Genomic DNA, 17680 nt, shown 5'->3' on the forward strand with positions numbered 1-17680 from the left:
TTCAATCAACCTCTCTGTATAAGATTTGAAGCATTTCCGTCAGTTCCTGTTCGGATAGCTTCAGCAGTTTGCTTTCCGAAACAACTTCTGTCAGTTTTTCTTCAATGAACTTTAATTTTTTCTCCCTTAACAGCTCTTTATTTTGTGCCGCCACAAAAGAGCCTTTTCCGCTGACCGTTTCAATAAAACCCTCTCGTTCCAGTTCCTGGTAAGCCCTCTTGGTAGTAATGACGCTAATCTGCAGTTCTTTGGCCAGGCTTCGGATGGAGGGCAGTGCCTGGACCTGTTCCAGTTCTCCCTTAATGATTAAATTTTTAATTTGGCGGGTAATCTGTTCATAAATAGGTTCCTGTGACGAATTGGAGATAATTATCTTCAAGTAAGGCACCCCTCCCGTGCATATCGTATATACTGTATATAGATTATATATACAGTATATACGGAAATTATTTTCAGGTCAATATATTTTAAAAAAATTTTTGGGACTTTTTTGTGTTAGAATATCTTTTAAGGAATATTTTGAAATGAGGATATGAAAAATGAAACATAATGTTACTGCAAAAGCATCAAAGGATGGGTTTATTCAGGTGCTGGAAGGGATTAAGCGTAAAACACTGGTATACGGGGAAAAAACACTGCTCACTGAGTTTAGGCTGAAACGAGGAAAACAACTGCCGGTGCACAAGCATCCTCAAGAACAGACCGGATATTTAGTCTCCGGGCATATAATCTTGACCATTGACGGGGAAAGCTTTGACATGAGTCCCGGGGACAGCTGGATAATCCACGGAAATATTGAACACAGTGCAGAGATCGTGGAGGATTCAGTTGCTGTTGAAGTGTTTTCCCCGGTCCGGGAAGATTATATTCCTACATAGGATCTGCGGCATTATCCGAAGCAGCAGGTAATTAGTTCGGTTGTATTTAGGGAGGTTTTTGCTTCAGAAGGGGTATTCTTTGCTGCATCAAGAATACCCCTTTTAAACTTTTCTAGAGCTTCGTCAAGAAGAGCAAAATATAGATCTTCCTTAGAATCAAAGAATTTGTAGAAAGCACCTTAAGAGATGTTTGCTTGCTGGACTAGTTCATCTACTCTGACTTTGCGAATACCTCGTAACGCAGTCAAGACACTGAAATCTTAAATCTCAGGCATTACCCATATCTCCATGCGGGTAGTGTCTGGCCTATGGCTGGCATAGCGTTCCGCAGCAAATGGTTTGACATTGAGCTTATGTTTGGGAAGCCATGTCTCAAACAGGTATTTATGAGCTTTGTACACCGCATCCATAATAAGATGCTCGAAATCCTCCGCCTCAAAAGAGCAGACAATATACTCTCCGGCAGACAACTCCCAGGAGGTTAAGCTTGTAGGCGTTTTCTCCGTTACAGCTTCAGCACCGGCAAAATAGCGGTAATAACCTTCTTTTGTGCCGGCAGAGGCAACACCCAGTTCGTCACCGTTTGCTGTCAATTCAGAGAGAGAAGCTTTCTTTTCATGAAATGAATCCCATAGTTGTCCCAGTGTGTCCACTCCTGTTTCGCCGCCGCCGGGCATTTGATCAACCGGTTCTTCCGCTGTAAGCCCAATAAAGTACTGTGGTTTTAAAATCTTTTTGCGTGTAACCTCAAGAATGATCCCATCGGCAATTAGGGGTACGTCCTCATCAATCAGTGTGTAATTCAAGAGCTGCTGAGGTTTTGCAATGTTATTCAGCCGTACAGGGTTTGCACGATAATTTTCCGGTGTCATCCCAAATGCATCCTTAAAGCTTCTGGTTAGTATTTCATGTGAGGAAAATCCATTATCCAAGGCAATATCGAGAATTCGTTTGTTTTTATTTTGCAAAGCCTCGGCTGCCTTTGCCAGGCGGCGCAGCCTGATGTACTCATTTACCGGCTTTTTAACTAAGCGGCTAAAGAGCCTCTGATAATAAAACTGTGAAAGTGAAGCAAGCTTTGCCAGATGTTCAATTCTTATTTCCTCAGCGAGATGTTCCTCAATGTAGTCAACGGTTTTTTGTATTTGTTCCCATGCGTGCATATGTAAGCACCTCCTTACAAACAGGATAGCATACCGGAGAGCAACCCCGCTTGACTGTCAATGCTCTTTTTTATTATATAGCACTTATTTAACATTATAAAGCAAGAAGTCTCCCGCCTCTAAGCCTACCTTGCTTCACGCTAGTGAGTGTGTAGGCGGGAGATGAATTGCTGCTTTTTTATCTCAATACTTATTGATAAACCATCTTGAAAAAGATAAAATATAGTCAGTAGTAATAACAACTAATGGAGACATGTCAATGAAGTTAGACAGCAATAATCACTCAGTATTCCTCATGTATTATCACCTTATTCTTGTTGTAAAATATCGCAGAGAAGTAATTGATGAAGCAACTTCTAGTAGGCTCAAAGATATATTTGAGTATATATCCCCCAAGTATAACATTACATTACAAGAATGGAACCACGATAAAGACCATGTACATATCTTGTTCAAAGCGCATCCCAATACCCAATTATCAAAATTCATCAATGCCTACAAAAGTGCATCATCTCGCTTGATTAAAAAAGAAAATCAACAATTACGCAAATTTCTCTGGAAAGAATACTTTTGGGCAAGAAGTTTTTGTTTGCTTACTAGTGGTGTTGCACCTATTGAAGTTGTCAAGCAATATATTGAAAGTCAAGGTGAAAAGCTATGAATAGAGCTTATAGATATCGCCTCAAAGTCTTATAAATTCAAGGAGAAACGGACATGAGAAAAAGGGTATCCAAATATTTTGTTATCACTATAATTTTTGCTTTTTTATTATCTGCTTGTAGTAATAACATAAACGCACCTGAAAATTCACTACATACAGAAGAAAATTTAAAGATAAATGGTGGAAAAACTTTAGAAGAAGCTATGGATTATTATTTGTGGGAGATAGAACCTTCAATGGGTCGTAGGGGAAACTTTTTTACTGGAAGATATAGAATTATTGATACGTTAGAAACTTCTTCAAGCGTAACTGTATACGCTTGGGTTATCTCTACATGGGTAGACACAAATGGTAATACTGTATCCGATGGAAGTAGTTTATGTGAAATTGGATTTAAAAAAGAAGATAATTTATACATATATGAAAATTATTATGACATAAAAGTTCCTGAGTTTCCTTATGTACCTCAGAAAGGTAAGCGTAAAATAATCCCCACCTTAATTAAGGCAGGGTATTTAAACTACCTATTTTTTAACCGGCAACTATCAGGTAAAGTATCAGACCATGGTAACAGTTGATCCAGAATATTCTGTTTTTCAATATCTATGTTAGGCAGTTTCTCAAACAAATAGTTCAAGTAATTAAAGGGATTTAATCCATTTTCCTTGGCCGTTTCAACGACACTGTAGATAGTAGCACTGGACTTAGCCCCCCGGGGGGTATTAGCAAATAAGAAGTTTTTTCTTCCGATTACAAAAGGCTTGATGGAGCGCTCAGCACGATTATTATCAATATCCAGGCGACCATCCAGCATAAAAGCTTCAAGCTTATCCCACTGGTTTAGGCAGTAATTAATAGCTTGACCGAAAGAGCTTTTTGGGAGCACCTGCGGTTTTTGTTGATTAAGCCATGCTAAAAAAGCATCCAGCACAGGACGGCTGCGCTCCAGGCGTTTTTCATAACGTTCATCAAAGGTTTTTTCGCTTAAATCACGTTCAATAGCAAATAGGCGGTTGCAAAAGTCCAGGCCTTTCTTTGCTGCTACTTCAGCATTTTTTTTGGACTTAGGCAGAGCCTTAAGCGTCTCATCAAATTTCCGTCTTGCGTGGCTCAAACAACCGACTAGGGTAACGTCCGATAAACCGTTGTAGCCAGCGTAGCCATCAACCTGCAGATAACCTTTGAAACCGGAAAGGAACTTGTGGGGATGGACCTTGGCCCGTGTCTCTTGGTAGTCATAGAGGACGATGGACGGCCCTTCCCGACCGGTTCGATACAACCACATGTATGAAGTTGATTCTGCTGGCCGTTCCGGTTCCTTTAGCACCTGCAAGGTGGTTTCGTCTGCTTGTAGCACTTCATGATTTAGTAGGTGAGTGTGCATACGGTCGTATAGAAGTTTTAACCACTTATCAGCTCCGTAGACCACCCAGTTGGCCAGGGTCTGACGGGATAATTCAATTCCCAGGTACTTAAACTGCTGTTCCTGCCGATAAAGAGGCATGCTATTTAAATACTTTTGGCTCATAACGTAGGCCATGAACGACGGGGAAACCAGGCTCCCCTTTAGCACAGGGTTAGGCATTGGAGCAGTTACTATAGGACTGTTGTTTGTCTCATTTTTTTCACAGTTTCGGCAGGAATAGACATAGCGCACATGCTTTACTACCTTTACCTGAGCGGGAATGATTTTAAGCTCCTGCCTGACCTCCGTGCTCATCTCGTGCAAAGGATGACCACAAGAGCAGATTTGCTCTTCTTCTGGCAGGCGGTACTCTACCGTCTCCACGGGCAGATCTTTTAACATGGCCTCACGGTGGCCCTTCTTTTTCTTACGTCGTTGGTAAGTAATGGTTTCAATTGTAGGCTCAGCCAGAAGGGGCTGTGCTTCTACCTCTGCTTCATCAAAAAGCTGCATTTGATCTGGATTGGTCTTTTCACTGGATGATCCGAATTGCCGCTGTTTGTTGAGCCGAAATTGTTCTAAAAACCAGTTTACCTTGGCATTAAGCTCGGCATTTTCTTTTTCCAGTTCTTCGCAGCGTTTTTGATAGTAATCTATAGAATTGGCGGTATTTTTAGGTTTTGTTTTCATATATTATTAATTCGACTAATATAAGGCTAATTCCTCCTAAAAACAGTGGTTTTTTGTGAAATTGCTATGTTTTATATGACCGTACGAGCTGTTACTGCCGAATGAGCCTGTTGCTGATCTAAGGACAGACCATCCAGTAACCAGCGCAGCTGACGGCAGCTGATTTTTATCGGCTTAAAGCTGGGCTGTTCCGGCCATTGGAATTTGCCTCGCTCCAAACGTCGATAATATAGCCAAAAACCATTGTGTTCCCAATGAAGAATCTTTAGCTTATCTCTCTTTCTGTTGCAAAATACAAATAAACAGGGGGAGAAGGGGTCCAGTTCAAAGCCTTCTTTTACCAGAACTGCCAATCCGTCGATCGCCTTTCTCAAATCCGTGCTTCCGCAGGCCAGGTATACCCGTTCTACGGTATTTTCGTTCAGCATATGTCTGCTAATGTCATTACCAGGTCTGAGAGTAGCTGTTTGTCAAATCCTGGTTTTACTTCTATGGCTGCTTTGCCTATTCTTACTAGCATGGCGTTCCCAGGGTTGGAACCTAAACTGTCTATTTCTATTGACATCCATTGTGCTGGAGCAGCAGAGTTTTCTATGTTTTTATATTTGCGAAGCCAGTAGCGTAACTGATGAAGTTTAATATCATGTGTAGCGCACCATTCTGTGGTGCTCTGCCCACTGACTCTAAAAGCCGATACCCGTGCTTCCCACATTTTTCTCAGTTCTTCTTTTGTCATAAATGCAAATCCTCCTCACTTGGTTTACTTGAGGAAAATTATCGCATATTTTATGGAAGATTACTATGTGGGCACAGTTTGACGCTTACATAACATAAACGCACCTGAAAATTCACTACATACAGAAGAAAATTTAAAGATAAATGGTGGAAAAACTTTAGAAGAAGCTATGGATTATTATTTGTGGGAGATAGAACCTTCAATGGGTCGTAGGGGAAACTTTTTTACTGGAAGATATAGAATTATTGATACGTTAGAAACTTCTTCAAGCGTAACTGTATACGCTTGGGTTATCTCTACATGGGTAGACACAAATGGTAATACTGTATCCGATGGAAGTAGTTTATGTGAAATTGGATTTAAAAAAGAAGATAATTTATACATATATGAAAATTATTATGACATAAAAGTTCCTGAGTTTCCTTATGTACCTCAGAAAGTAAGTGATATACTTAGTAATGATGCTGGAAAAATTTACAATGATTTGATGGCAGAAGTAGATAAAGATATCGAAAACTATTTAAATTCACAATAGAGCAAAAAAATAACACCCTATGACAATATAAGGTGCTGTGAATCTTGAATCACTACGTCCGAAGGGAAGACGCTGGACCCGTCTCCGCAGCGAAGCTAATTGCTGCATTACACTGTAGTAGCATTAATCTATGGATTTAAAGATTAAGAGGTGGTTAATAAATATGGGCTCTATTTTGCTGGTAGAAGATGATAAGACGATTGCCATGGGAGTCGAGTATTCCCTTGTCCAGGAAGGGTTTAACACCTGTGTCTGTCATACTGCTGACAGTGCCAGGCAGGCTCTCAATCATAAGAATTTTGACATGGTAATTTTGGATATTTCCCTACCTGACGGAGATGGATTCGAGTTATGCCGGTTGATCCGGCAGAATAGCAGTATTCCCGTAATTTTTTTAACAGCCTGCGATGAAGAGGTCAATGTGATTATGGGGCTGGATCTAGGTGCAGATGATTACATTACCAAACCATTCAGGGTAAGAGAACTGATTTCTCGCATTAAAAGTGTTTTACGAAGGTATAACCATCAAGTGTCTCTTGATAAAGAAATTATTATCGGCGATATCAGAATCAATACCGCTGAGGCGAAAGTTTATAAAAAGAAGAAAAGCATACTCCTGACCACCCTGGAATACAAGCTTTTACTTATCCTGGCAGGAAGTCGGGGCCGGACGCTGTCCAGAAATCAGATTCTTGAAAGCATATGGGATGTTCCCGGAGACTTTGTCAACGACAACACCCTTACAGTTTACATAAAACGCCTTCGGGAAAAAATAGAAGATGACCCTGGAAAACCTGAAATAATTAAGACCATTCGGGGTTTAGGCTACAGGGTGGGTGAGTAGCATGAAACTAACGAAAAACCCTGAAGTGGCAGGATTATTAAAAACTCTTATTATCTGCTTTGCCATATTTACCACACTCACACTGGTGGCAGGCATTATAAGTATCGGATATATTAAAACCAATATCACCCGACACTATGCTGCCGTGGTGGGTACCGTCACAGAAAATTATCCTCAGGCGGAACAAGATGTCATCCGGCTGATTATTTCTGACGACCCCGAAGCTGTTTCAATGGGACAGGCTGTGCTGACGAGATATGGTATTAATTCCCCCGACATACTGCTTAATACAAAATCAATACAAAACATTTTTGTATTAAATACAGCTCTTTACCTGTTTCTGGCCCTTTTAACCGGGGGAACCGTTACCCTGGTAATGGGGAGGTTTTTAAAAAAACAGTATGGCCAAATTCACGAGATTACCCGATACGCCGGTCAAACGGCGGAAGGGAATTACTGCCTGGATATTCGGGACAACAATGAAGGGGATATAAGTATACTGAAAAATGAGATATATAAAATCACTACCATGCTGAAGAAACAGGCAGAACACCAGAAAAAAGATAAAATTGCTCTGGCTGATTCCCTGGCAGACATTTCTCATCAGCTTAAAACTCCTATGACCTCCCTGCTGATGTTAAATGACCTGCTGTACAATGTCCAGTCCCCGGAAGTGAAGAATAAGTTTCTTGACAGGATGAAATCACAGCTTGAAAGAATCCAGTGGCTTGTCACTTCTCTTCTTACACTTTCAAAACTGGATGCCGGAACCATCACCATGAAAAAAGAAAAAGTTTACATGAAAACTTTGGTGAATAAAGTGCTGGAAACCATGGAGATACCTCTGGACATAAAAATGCAGCAGGTTCTTATAACCGGTGAGGAAAACACCAGTTTCACCGGAGATTATAAATGGACCTGTGAAGCCGTTATAAATATATTGAAAAATTGCATAGAACATACTCCGGAAAAGGGATCTATAAATATATCTTTTACAGAAAATCCAATTTTTACGATGATTACCATATCTGATTCAGGCCCTGGAATTGATAAAGAAGATATCCCTTATATTTTTAACCGTTTTTACAAAGGCAAAAATGCGGGAGAGGACAGTGTGGGCATCGGCCTGGCCATGGCCAGTGCCATCGTGGAAAAACAGGGAGGAGATATTACCGTCAAAAGTGACAGGGAAAAGGGATCGGAATTTACAGTTAAATTTTATAAATGAATATAACAAAAATGTCACCAAAATAGTCACCGTAAAGTCATATTGGGCAGATATAATAAAGACATCAAAAGAAAAGGAGTAAGATATGATGGAAATACTGCGGGTAGAAAATCTGTCCAAAACCTATGGGAAAGGCACAACAGAGGTAAAAGCCCTGGATAATGTGTCTTTCTGTGTAAACAGGGGAGAGTTTCTGGCTATTGTCGGGCCCTCCGGCTCGGGAAAATCCACTCTTCTGCATACCCTCGGGGGTGTAGACCGCCCCTCCGGCGGCCGGGTATTTATTGAGGATACCGACATATACAAGCTGAATCAAACTAACCTGGCCATATTCAGGCGCAGGCAGATTGGCCTCATATACCAGTTTTATAATTTAATCCCCATACTAAACGTAGAAGAAAATATGACACTGCCCCTGCTGCTGGACCAGCGAAAGGTAGAAAAAAAAGATTTGGAGGAAATTCTGAAGACTTTGGACTTAACTGAAAGAGTACACCACCTGCCTAATGAGCTCTCCGGAGGACAGCAGCAGAGAGTCTCTATCGGAAGAGCCCTGATCACTCATCCCGCTCTGGTTCTGGCGGACGAACCCACCGGCAACCTGGACAGCAAAAATTCCAGGGAAATCGTCGAACTTCTTAAATACTCAAACAAGCGCTTCAATCAAACCCTAATAACCATCACCCACGAACATGAAATTGCCCTGCAGGCTGACAGAATCATCACCCTGGAAGACGGCCGTATTGTCAAAGATGAGGTGATTCGGCTGTGAACATTTTAAACAAGCTGACTCTAAGAAACCTGCAGCTTAACAAAAAGCGTACCATTGTTACCATAATTGGAATTATTATAGCCAGTGCCATGGTCTGCGGAACCTCTGCAATTTCCGCAAGTTTCCAGGATCTTTTTGTACAATCAGCCATAGAAACAGATGGGAATTTTCACGCCACGTTTTATGATGTCAGCATGGATAAAGTAAAGTATATTACCGGCAGTTCCCACACGGAAGAATCTATGCTGAGCCGGGATTTGGGTTATGCGCTTTTCAAAGAATCTAAAAATGAATCCAAACCATATTTCCAAATCAAAGAATATGATCATACCGCCTTCACCCATATGCCTGTTACCCTGGTAAAGGGAAGATTTCCGGTAAAGGAGGGGGAAGCGGTAATTTCTGATGAAATTTACTCCATGGGAGGGGACCGTTACAGCATAGGCCAGACCGTCTCCTTGGACATAGGCAAAAGAAATGATAACGGAATGATACTTTACAATGATGAATATTCCGAAACGGAAAACCTGGAAAATACTGCAGCCAAAACATACACCATAACCGGGTTTATTGAAAAGCCTCGTTTTGAAAGAGGCCTTGCCCCGGGTTATACAATTATTTCCTATATGGAGGAAAAAAATTTAACAGCAGGGGATGTTGTAAATGTATCTATACTGGGGAAAGCTCCGAAGAAGATATTTGAAACGGTCCCTGAAATGGCAAATAATGCAGAGGTCGAAAACTATATTTACAACGGAGAACTGCTGAAATGGCTGGGTATCTCTCAAAGTGACCAGGCAAACCAGATGTTTGATTCCATTACCCGGATTATCATACTCTTGATAGCAGTAGGCACAATTGCCGTAATATACAACTCTTTTGCTATCTCTGTCAGTGAGCGGAAAAAACAATTCGGCATGCTGTCCAGTGCAGGGGCATCCCCTGGACAAATCAGAAGGATGGTTTTTTATGAGGGTTTTTTAGTGGGGTTAACGGGGATCCCCCTGGGAATCCTGTCGGGCTTCACCGGCATCGGTATCACCCTTTCTGTGGTAAATCGTTTAATGATAGGTTCCATGTTCAGTGAGAACATTATCTTACGGCTTGTGGTTTCTCCCGGAACGATCCTTTTAACTGTTTTCTTTGTATCTTTCATTATATTCTTATCTGCCTTCATTCCTGCCAGGAGGGCTGCCGGCATTTCTCCTATTGATGCCATCAGGCTGAATAAGGATATTCAAGTAAACAGGAAAATATTAAAAACCTCCAGAGTCACCCGGTCTCTCTTCGGTATAGAAGGGGAATTAGCCCTGAAGAATCTAAAGAGAAATCGGAGAAGGTACCGGGCTACGGTGTTCTCCCTTTTCATCAGTATTGTTCTCTTCATAACCTTTTCCTCTTTTATGACCTACAGTTTTAAAAGCAGTGAAATGTATTATGAAGACATTCCCTATGATATAGTGGTGGCAAAATACAACACACCTATTGAGGAACAGCTGAACTTTTTTTCTGATGTTTTATCTCTTGACGGCATAAAAAGATATACCTTAGTCAGGAACCTTACCTGTGATGCGGAAAGTTTTAACCCCTCTCATCTGGGTTCCTATCTGCAGAAAAACCATCTTAATAAGGAGAACAGTTTATTTCCTGAGAATGATGATGGAAGCCTCAACATCAGTTTTAGAGTACTTTCTTTGGGTGAAAAAGAATTTAATCGATATGCGAAAGAAAATGGGCTGGAAGGCCCGGCCTTTAAAGACATTAAAAATTTCCAGGGCATCCTGGTTAATCAGGGTATGCTTATGGTGAATAAGTATGTGGAATATGAGCCGATGAACATGAAAGAGGGCCAGCGGATTTCTTTAACAACATATGACTACAGCACTGAAGAAGCCACTGCCGTTCATTTTCCTGTGGAGATTGGGGGAATAACTGAAACCCTGCCTTTCGGCGTCCTGCATTCAGACCATATGATCAGCTCAGGGAATACCGCATACTCCAACTTTATCATGGTAGTGTCGGATGAAGTAATGGAGGAAATACTGCGGATGTTTGACAGTATTCACGCAAGTATCTCCCCCCAGCTGTATATTGAATCCGGCAGCAGTGCAGGCTCAGTTGTAGAACAGGTAAAAACTTTAGATATAAAATATCCTAACGGCTCTCTTTATCTCCAGAACATATCGGCTCAGCAGGAGGACATGAAACGAACAACCACAGTTATTTCAATTTTTCTTTACGGCTTTGTGACCTTAATTACGTTAATAGGAGTTACCAATATTTTTAATACCATCAGCACCAATGTGGCCCTGCGCCGTCAGGAGTTTGCCATGTTGAAATCGGTGGGAATGACACCGGGGGGATTTAATAAAATGATTCGGTGTGAAAGTTTGTTTTATGGTTTAAAAGCTCTGCTGTACGGCCTGCCCGTCAGCATTTTAATCAGTTACTGGATGTACAACTCCTTTGGCGCCATGTTTGTATTCGGTTTTGTACTGCCCTGGAAAGAAATCCTGTTCTGTGTGGCCGGAGTATTTATAATTGTATTCATAACCATGATACACTCCAGTACAAAATTAAAAAATGAAAATATTATGGAGGCATTGAAGGAAGAAAATCTGTAGGAATCAAGGGGATAATCAAATCAAGGAGACCAGGAGACATTAAATCCATTTCCTGGTCTAAATGAAAAGCTGGATAGTTTTGGGCAAAACCAAGAGAGATTAGAGCGAATTGTCTTAAGGATGGAAAATGATTCGAGTACAAAAGTCAGAGCTTTATTTGAAAAAACTGATCTACATGACTATCGCCTCAATGATCATGACTTTAGGATTAAGATACTTGAGGAAAAAATAGAAAAAAAATGATAACAAAAAACACAACTGAAAAGTTGTGTTTTTACTTTCTTGGTAAGTAACTGACCCCTTAGGAGTTTCTGGAAACTGCCGAAGCAGGACTTATTATTACTCATTAGAATTATAACTAAACCTGAAGTTTTTATTAATAATTCCTTCTTTGAAACAGCTTGTTAGAGAAACCAGAAGATAAACTTAAGCTTTTCTGATTTATACACAAAAGGGGCCTGCCCCGGTGGATGACTGCAACCTTCTTCATTAATCTATAAAGTAAGAGCGTTAAAAACCGTAAATTTTCTGCAACATTCGTTTTTCCAGTTGAATATCCGCTCTGGTTGGTTTTTTTGAGCGTCTTAAATCGTGTATTTTTTCAAATATTCGATTTTCCGTGATTTCCGCATCCCTTTTAGCAGTGAATATGGACATCTCTTGTACGCATTTTTTGCAAAGGCAATAAGCAATTCCTTTCTGCTGTTCCATATTTAAAAATGCAGATACAGTAGCGGCATCTTTTACCTCTTGCCGGTAGATCTTGAAAGTATTCCCGCAGCGCGGACATTCCTCAAAATAGTCCATATAGCGGGTATCCAGCTCCAGGCCGGCTTTTTCAAATTTGCTTTTAATTAAACTTAATGCACTTAGAATAACAATGCTGTAAGTTAGTTTTTCTTTTTTCACCACAAGCAGCCCCTCCCTACTAAGAATAACCAATCCGCCGTTTAACAGGTGCTCTAAATGCAGTTGGAGATTAGGGTCAGTACATTGAGGCGCTGGAGAAGGTTGTACTACTTTATTGCGAATCTTCTGAGATAAAAATTGAAATGACTAATGAGTATATCCGGCACCCTAATTAATGTCATTATATTATTTGGGACAGATATTGTCAACCAAAATATACCATATGTTATGGTAGCTGGCGGGGTTAGCACAACAGATTTGGACTATAGGGAAGCGCGTATAACCAAAGAGGTTTTCTTTTGTCATGAATTGGTTATTACAGTCCAGATCCACTGAACAATTAATTATTGTAACTAGATCAAGGTATCAGGGGCGAGGATTATTCAACTTCCGCTTCGTTTTTAATTTTTTGGGAGAGATTTTGCATAACAATAAAAAACGGAATCAATATTGCCAGGGGAAATATTATGGAAAATGTGGTAAACCAGGAGAATAAGCTTCCCGCTGTTGTTCCCTGAAATATCATGGCAGTCAGGGCAACCATGTAAAATGACAGCAGAGCCCCTAACATTAACATCAACTCAAAGTATTGATTTGTCCAGAAACTGCGTCTTTCCGGGGATAAATTTTTAATATTTAAAAAGAAAGCAGGTAGGTTAACCAGGTAAGGGTATTTGTTAATGAGAGTGAACCGGTATTTAGTCAGCAGAATAAAACAGGCCGGTGATATACTAAAGGCCGCAGAAACGATTAAAAAAGTGGTTTTACTACCATAGGTGGTGACTCTCCCGGCTGCGTCAAAATGAGTAGGAATCGGGTCAGTAAAAACAAAAAATGCGTAAATACCAATGCCCCAAATGATAATTAATCCTAAGACATTCAATAATACCATGACTTTCCCCCTGGGGCTCAAAGGGGCGGGATTTATTAAAGTGGTCATTTAACAATCCTCCAGTTAATTTATTAAAGTTTCAGGCTGTATTCTAATATAAATGCTATCACATCTTTGATGAGTAAACAATATCGTATTATCATCGAGTCAGTTGATTCAGGGACGGTTCTTTGACTCAACTTAGACAGCTTAATAGGACTTTCCTGCATCAAACTTCTCCGCCCACATCTCTTCTAGAACCTTTAAATCATCTTTAAATTCATTGACTGTCCGGACATTGTTCATCTCAATTTCCTCTAAAATTAGGAAGAGTAGAATCTCCACCTGATTCCCCGATTTTAAAGCTTGCTGAAACGAGTTCACAAGAAGTGCGGGATATCTGCAAGAAGAAGCTGCCTGTTAATATGCTGAAAATTAGTATTAAGTAGAGTAAAAATAGTATATGATTGAAACAGGGAAAGCAATTCACTTTTTTTTTGTGAAAGGAGCAAGGATGAAGAAAGCTTCTATATTCTATTTTTCTGGGACAGGGAATACCTGGTGGGTTTCGGAAACATTTGTTAGGATATTCAATGAAAAAGGAATCACTGCGTCAGCGTACTCTGTAGAGAAAATAAATGGTTCAAGAGCAGGCAGGATAATCAGCGAAAGTGATTTGGTTGGTTTTGGTTTTCCCACCCATGGTTCTGACCTGCCCTTTATTATGAAGGAGTTTTTTCAAGAACTCCCTCCAGTTAAGAATAAAAGAACCTTTATTTTTTGTACTCAATGGATGTGGTCGGGGGATGGGGCCCGAGTGGCGGAAGAGTTCCTTGATGAAAAGCAATTTAACATCTTCTGGGCAGAGCATTTTTTTATGCCCTCTAATGTTTGTGTTTCAGTCACCAGGTTTTTACCCTATACAAATGATAGAATGAAAATATCTAAAACCCTGGCCAAAACGGAAAAAAGGATTAGAGGTTTCATCCATAAAATTATGAATGAGCGGCCTTTTCGCCGGGGCTTCAACAGAATATCAGAGGCTTCAGGGGCATTTCAGAGAGTGCCGTTTCGGCGGTTTTTTGAGCGATTACGGGATGATATTTTTTATGAGAAAAGTCTATGTATCCGGTGCAGGAAATGTGCCCGTTTATGTCCCTCCGGAAACCTGATATTTGAGGGCAAAGAATTGAAAACGAAAGGTATCTGTATTCTTTGCCTTCGCTGTTACAGTTTTTGTCCAGTGTCAGCAATTACGTATATGAATAAACCTCATAACCTGAAAAGAGGAGAACCGTACAAAGGCCCGGTTAAAGAATTCAATCCTGAGCTCTTATTGGCCGATGATTCCGATTAGGAGTGAAAAAGCGCTGGAAAACCTAAAAGATCTTCGGATTATTCAGATTATGCCTCGCTATTAATTTCCTTGAGAGATTTTGCAAAATATTAAAAAAGGGGCATCAATACTGTCGGGGAAATATTAGGGAAAACGCGGTAAACCAGGAGGGTAAGCTTCCCGCATTCGTTCCCTTAGTTAGCAGAATCAAACAAATATTTGCTTTTTATAACACCAGAGCTCTGCATCTTCTCGTCATCTCTCAACGGGTGGAAATAGTAACCCGGTGGTGCTGTCACATTTTTCTGCCGATGTAGTTATATATTTACTGCTACCGTTTTTGGTGTAATATACAATGCTGGTTGAAGGGGCTTACAGTAAAGAATTCATACTGCTTACAGAACTGGAATCCAGGGAACTACAGGCCGGGAGCAGATTTTTCAAGAAACCAGAGAGTTTAATATATTTTGGCCGGATTATGGTGCTAATGTGGAGAATGTCCGGGAATTTAATTGGGACAGCCTGTTAAAAACAGATTCGACAAGTGGCCCTTAAGTAAAATATCAAACGGTCAGGTTATCAGGATTGAAATGTTTTTGATGTGGGAGTTATATTGAGTTACTTGTTCAATGTAGAGACCGATTATTATAAACAGTTATTTTGAGAAATCATAATTTTACACAGTTCCTCGTATTTCTTTCTTCTCATGGTAACCTTGCCGGAGTATTCATAAAAACTGACTTCATACATCCGGTCTGCGACGGGAATTATTTTTTCAATTCGATCCAGGTTAATGATGAAACCTTTATGACAGCGGAAAAAATTCTCACTCAGATTGTTTTCCAGGGCATTCAGAGGCTCTGTAGAAAGGTATTTGCCCCGGGTGGTATGAAGAACTGTTTTTCTTAATTCTTTTTCTATAAAAATGATTTCAAAAGGATTTACGAAATAAAGTTCATGATTATTTTTTATGGAAATACGCTTTTGGATTTCGTTAGAGTAACCCGGTATATTTAGCTGCAAAAATTTTTCTAAGGTTTTTATTGTGCCGGCGATGGCTTCTCTGGTGATTGGCTTAATTAAATAATCTACTGCTTTCAGTTGAAAAGCATCCACTGCGTAATGAGGGTGGGCCGTTACAAACACAACAAAGACATCGGGTTGATGTCTTTTAATTCTGGCAGCGGTGGATAACCCATCCAGACCAGGCATTTCTATATCGAGAAAAACAGCAGTTACTTTATGCTCTTTAATCACTTTTATAAGTTCGTTTCCGTTGGAAACAACTGCAGTAATCTCAATTTGTGGGAAAGTTTCCAGGTAGGATTGTAGTAACTGCCGGATGGGGGTTTCATCCTCAGCAACAGCAACAGTTATTTTATTCATACTCTTATCCATATACTCACCTTATGTATATAAAATTTTTATATATTATATTCAATAAATATTTTGATAATTCCTTTAAAAATAACAAATAAACACACATATCGTAATAATAGGCATTAAAGTCGTGATTTCACGCAATAAGGGTACCAAATCCTTTATAAAATGCTATGATTAATAATGGTAAAAGTAGTACATTTATTAATAATTAAGTAAACAGGTTTCTCTATAAATTTGGGATAATATACAGGTTAATAGTGAAAGGAGGGAACCCTTTTGAGATATTGTAAAAACTGCGGAGGGGCTCTTAAAACCGGCAGCAAATTTTGTCCTGACTGCGGGATGTCCCTGGATACTCAGGCGAAATTTCCTGCGGCGGCCGGAAGGGTTCAGCGCTGGACCTGGGTAATTGCTGTCTGTATGATTCTCCTGCTGACAGCGGGGGGATTTACATATTATCACTTTTTTATTAAAGATTCTGAGCAGGCAGAAGTTGCCGGGGGGCAGGAAGAAAACCCTGATCTTGAAGAAGACATAGTGGAAGAGGAAAATACAGGGGATGATGAACCGGTGGAGGAGGAAAGTGATGATGAATCATCACCAGAAGATGATCCATTCCTGCTGGTTGTCCCCACAAATTACGCCACCATTCAGGAAGCCATCGATGCTGCGGCAGCGGGAAGCGTAATTGAAGTACTGCCGGGTACATATTATGAAAATATTGATTTTAAGGGGAAGGAAGTAATTTTACGAAGCACTGATCCCCATGATTCCTATATCGTATCATCAACCATTATCCATGGTGGGAACAAGGGTTCAACAGTTACCTTCCAAAGTGGGGAGCAGAATAGTTCCAGCCTTCTGGGATTCACCATCACCGGGGGCAGCGGTACCTATGGGGAATACAGCTTTATCAGGAAGGGTGAAAAATACGAGTTTCAGAGGTATTATGGCGGAGGGATTCTGGTCAGAGATGGAAGTTCTCCAACCATTGAAAGAAATGTAATTCAAGGAAATACTGTAAAAGCAGATTCTAAAAAAATACTGGGCGTTGGTGCAGGAATTGCCATCATAAATCATTCCTCACCCATAGTTTCAAACAATATAATTAAAAATAATTCCGTAGAAGGATATGGCGGTGGAATCATTGTCTGGTATGGTTCTTCGCCCACCATTATGGATAATGTCATTGACAGCAATTCTGCCAGTAAGTCCGGGGGCGGAACAGCTGTTATTATTGATTCTACGCCGGTTATTTCCCATAACGATATAACCAATAATACCTCGGATGAAGCCGGGGGTGGAATGTACCTGGCATTTGATTCAAGAGCTGCAGTCCGGCAAAATAATATTTCTGATAACCGGGCGAAATATGGCGGGGGAGCTTACATTATGGAACTATCCCTGGATAATTTCATCGGCAACATAATCAGCAGAAACCGCTCTCAAAGGCAGGGCGGAGGAATTCTTATTGCGAAAGAAGTGGTTCTTTACCTGGAAGATAATACAATAAATGATAATCATGCGGGAGCTACCGGGGGAGGTATCTGGATAGAAAAAGGTTCACGGTTTAATAACCCTATACCGGATACAAATTCCTACTTTAACAATACTCCTGATAATACTGCTTACCGTTAGTATTTGG

Annotated in this window: 19 protein-coding genes; 11 read left to right on the plus strand and 8 right to left on the minus strand. The window is 40.4% G+C overall.

Annotation, left to right across the window (positions count from 1 at the left end; translation table 11 throughout):
- Nucleotide 1: 1 nt before the first annotated feature.
- The gene (locus tag HUE98_RS02610) at nucleotides 2–379 is read right to left on the minus strand and encodes a GntR family transcriptional regulator (protein ID WP_241422336.1); all 378 of its coding nucleotides are present in this window, start codon (nucleotides 377–379) and stop codon (nucleotides 2–4) included.
- A 160-nt stretch (nucleotides 380–539) separates the two neighbouring features.
- Here HUE98_RS02610 and HUE98_RS02615 point away from each other — a divergent pair, with 160 nt between their 5' ends.
- Nucleotides 540–878, plus strand: a complete 339-nt coding sequence (locus HUE98_RS02615) for a cupin domain-containing protein (RefSeq protein ID WP_241422337.1) — start codon at nucleotides 540–542, stop codon at nucleotides 876–878.
- 260 nt (nucleotides 879–1138) lie between these two features.
- On the opposite strand, the gene HUE98_RS02620 is transcribed toward HUE98_RS02615, so the two are convergent.
- Nucleotides 1139–2041, minus strand: coding sequence for an AraC family transcriptional regulator (locus tag HUE98_RS02620; protein ID WP_241422338.1), 903 nt, complete (start codon nucleotides 2039–2041; stop codon nucleotides 1139–1141).
- 259 nt (nucleotides 2042–2300) lie between these two features.
- Here HUE98_RS02620 and tnpA (HUE98_RS02625) point away from each other — a divergent pair, with 259 nt between their 5' ends.
- Both tnpA (HUE98_RS02625) and HUE98_RS02630 read left to right on the plus strand, forming a co-directional pair.
- Nucleotides 2301–2702, plus strand: coding sequence for an IS200/IS605 family transposase (gene tnpA / locus HUE98_RS02625; RefSeq protein WP_241422339.1), 402 nt, complete (start codon nucleotides 2301–2303; stop codon nucleotides 2700–2702).
- A 53-nt stretch (nucleotides 2703–2755) separates the two neighbouring features.
- The gene (locus tag HUE98_RS02630; RefSeq protein ID WP_241422340.1) at nucleotides 2756–3280 is read left to right on the plus strand and encodes a hypothetical protein; all 525 of its coding nucleotides are present in this window, start codon (nucleotides 2756–2758) and stop codon (nucleotides 3278–3280) included.
- Here the strand turns inward: HUE98_RS02630 and tnpC are convergent.
- From tnpC to tnpA (HUE98_RS02645), 3 genes are all read right to left on the minus strand, one after another.
- Nucleotides 3223–4797: an IS66 family transposase gene (gene tnpC / locus HUE98_RS02635; protein ID WP_241420449.1), complete on the minus strand. Its 1575-nt coding sequence runs from the start codon at nucleotides 4795–4797 to the stop codon at nucleotides 3223–3225. The genes HUE98_RS02630 and tnpC overlap by 58 nt on opposite strands.
- Before the next feature lie 71 nt (nucleotides 4798–4868).
- Complete coding sequence (gene tnpB, locus HUE98_RS02640; protein ID WP_241420450.1) at nucleotides 4869–5225, minus strand: IS66 family insertion sequence element accessory protein TnpB; 357 nt, start codon at nucleotides 5223–5225, stop codon at nucleotides 4869–4871.
- On the minus strand, nucleotides 5219–5533 hold the full coding sequence (gene tnpA / locus HUE98_RS02645) for an IS66 family insertion sequence element accessory protein TnpA (protein WP_241420451.1): 315 nt from the start codon (nucleotides 5531–5533) through the stop codon (nucleotides 5219–5221). Before tnpA (HUE98_RS02645) ends, tnpB begins: the two co-directional genes overlap by 7 nt.
- 202 nt (nucleotides 5534–5735) lie before the next feature.
- Between tnpA (HUE98_RS02645) and HUE98_RS02650 the strand changes: the two genes are divergently transcribed.
- From HUE98_RS02650 to HUE98_RS02670, 5 genes are all read left to right on the plus strand, one after another.
- Nucleotides 5736–6068 carry a hypothetical protein gene (locus tag HUE98_RS02650; RefSeq protein WP_241422341.1) on the plus strand — a complete coding sequence of 111 codons (333 nt, stop codon included), beginning with the start codon at nucleotides 5736–5738 and terminating at the stop codon, nucleotides 6066–6068.
- A gap of 163 nt (nucleotides 6069–6231) precedes the next feature.
- Nucleotides 6232–6912: a response regulator transcription factor gene (locus HUE98_RS02655; RefSeq protein WP_241422342.1), complete on the plus strand. Its 681-nt coding sequence runs from the start codon at nucleotides 6232–6234 to the stop codon at nucleotides 6910–6912.
- A gap of 1 nt (nucleotide 6913) precedes the next feature.
- Nucleotides 6914–8140 carry a sensor histidine kinase gene (locus HUE98_RS02660; protein WP_241422343.1) on the plus strand — a complete coding sequence of 409 codons (1227 nt, stop codon included), beginning with the start codon at nucleotides 6914–6916 and terminating at the stop codon, nucleotides 8138–8140.
- 88 nt (nucleotides 8141–8228) lie between these two features.
- Nucleotides 8229–8912, plus strand: a complete 684-nt coding sequence (locus tag HUE98_RS02665; RefSeq protein ID WP_241423490.1) for an ABC transporter ATP-binding protein — start codon at nucleotides 8229–8231, stop codon at nucleotides 8910–8912.
- Entirely contained in the window at nucleotides 8909–11536 is a 2628-nt protein-coding gene (locus HUE98_RS02670; RefSeq protein WP_241422344.1) for an ABC transporter permease, read from the plus strand. Before HUE98_RS02665 ends, HUE98_RS02670 begins: the two co-directional genes overlap by 4 nt.
- Before the next feature lie 510 nt (nucleotides 11537–12046).
- Here HUE98_RS02670 and HUE98_RS02675 read toward each other — a convergent pair.
- The gene (locus HUE98_RS02675) at nucleotides 12047–12448 is read right to left on the minus strand and encodes a hypothetical protein (RefSeq protein ID WP_241422345.1); all 402 of its coding nucleotides are present in this window, start codon (nucleotides 12446–12448) and stop codon (nucleotides 12047–12049) included.
- A 376-nt stretch (nucleotides 12449–12824) separates the two neighbouring features.
- Complete coding sequence (locus tag HUE98_RS02680) at nucleotides 12825–13385, minus strand: DUF1648 domain-containing protein (RefSeq protein WP_241422346.1); 561 nt, start codon at nucleotides 13383–13385, stop codon at nucleotides 12825–12827.
- 445 nt (nucleotides 13386–13830) lie between these two features.
- On the opposite strand from HUE98_RS02680, the gene HUE98_RS02685 reads away from it, so the two are divergent.
- Together HUE98_RS02685 and HUE98_RS02690 are read left to right on the plus strand one after the other, a co-directional pair.
- Nucleotides 13831–14673, plus strand: a complete 843-nt coding sequence (locus HUE98_RS02685) for an EFR1 family ferrodoxin (protein ID WP_241422347.1) — start codon at nucleotides 13831–13833, stop codon at nucleotides 14671–14673.
- A 334-nt stretch (nucleotides 14674–15007) separates the two neighbouring features.
- Nucleotides 15008–15181: a hypothetical protein gene (locus tag HUE98_RS02690; protein ID WP_241422348.1), complete on the plus strand. Its 174-nt coding sequence runs from the start codon at nucleotides 15008–15010 to the stop codon at nucleotides 15179–15181.
- Between the two features lie 116 nt (nucleotides 15182–15297).
- On the opposite strand, the gene HUE98_RS02695 is transcribed toward HUE98_RS02690, so the two are convergent.
- Nucleotides 15298–16050 (minus strand): LytR/AlgR family response regulator transcription factor, encoded by a 753-nt coding sequence (locus tag HUE98_RS02695; RefSeq protein WP_241422349.1) that lies wholly within the window; start codon nucleotides 16048–16050, stop codon nucleotides 15298–15300.
- Between the two features lie 261 nt (nucleotides 16051–16311).
- Between HUE98_RS02695 and HUE98_RS02700 the strand changes: the two genes are divergently transcribed.
- Nucleotides 16312–17673, plus strand: a complete 1362-nt coding sequence (locus tag HUE98_RS02700) for a right-handed parallel beta-helix repeat-containing protein (protein WP_241422350.1) — start codon at nucleotides 16312–16314, stop codon at nucleotides 17671–17673.
- Nucleotides 17674–17680 lie beyond the last annotated feature (7 nt).

The sequence above is a fragment of the Candidatus Contubernalis alkalaceticus genome (assembly GCF_022558445.1).
Taxonomy (GTDB): Bacteria; Bacillota; Dethiobacteria; order SKNC01; family SKNC01; genus Contubernalis; species Contubernalis alkaliaceticus.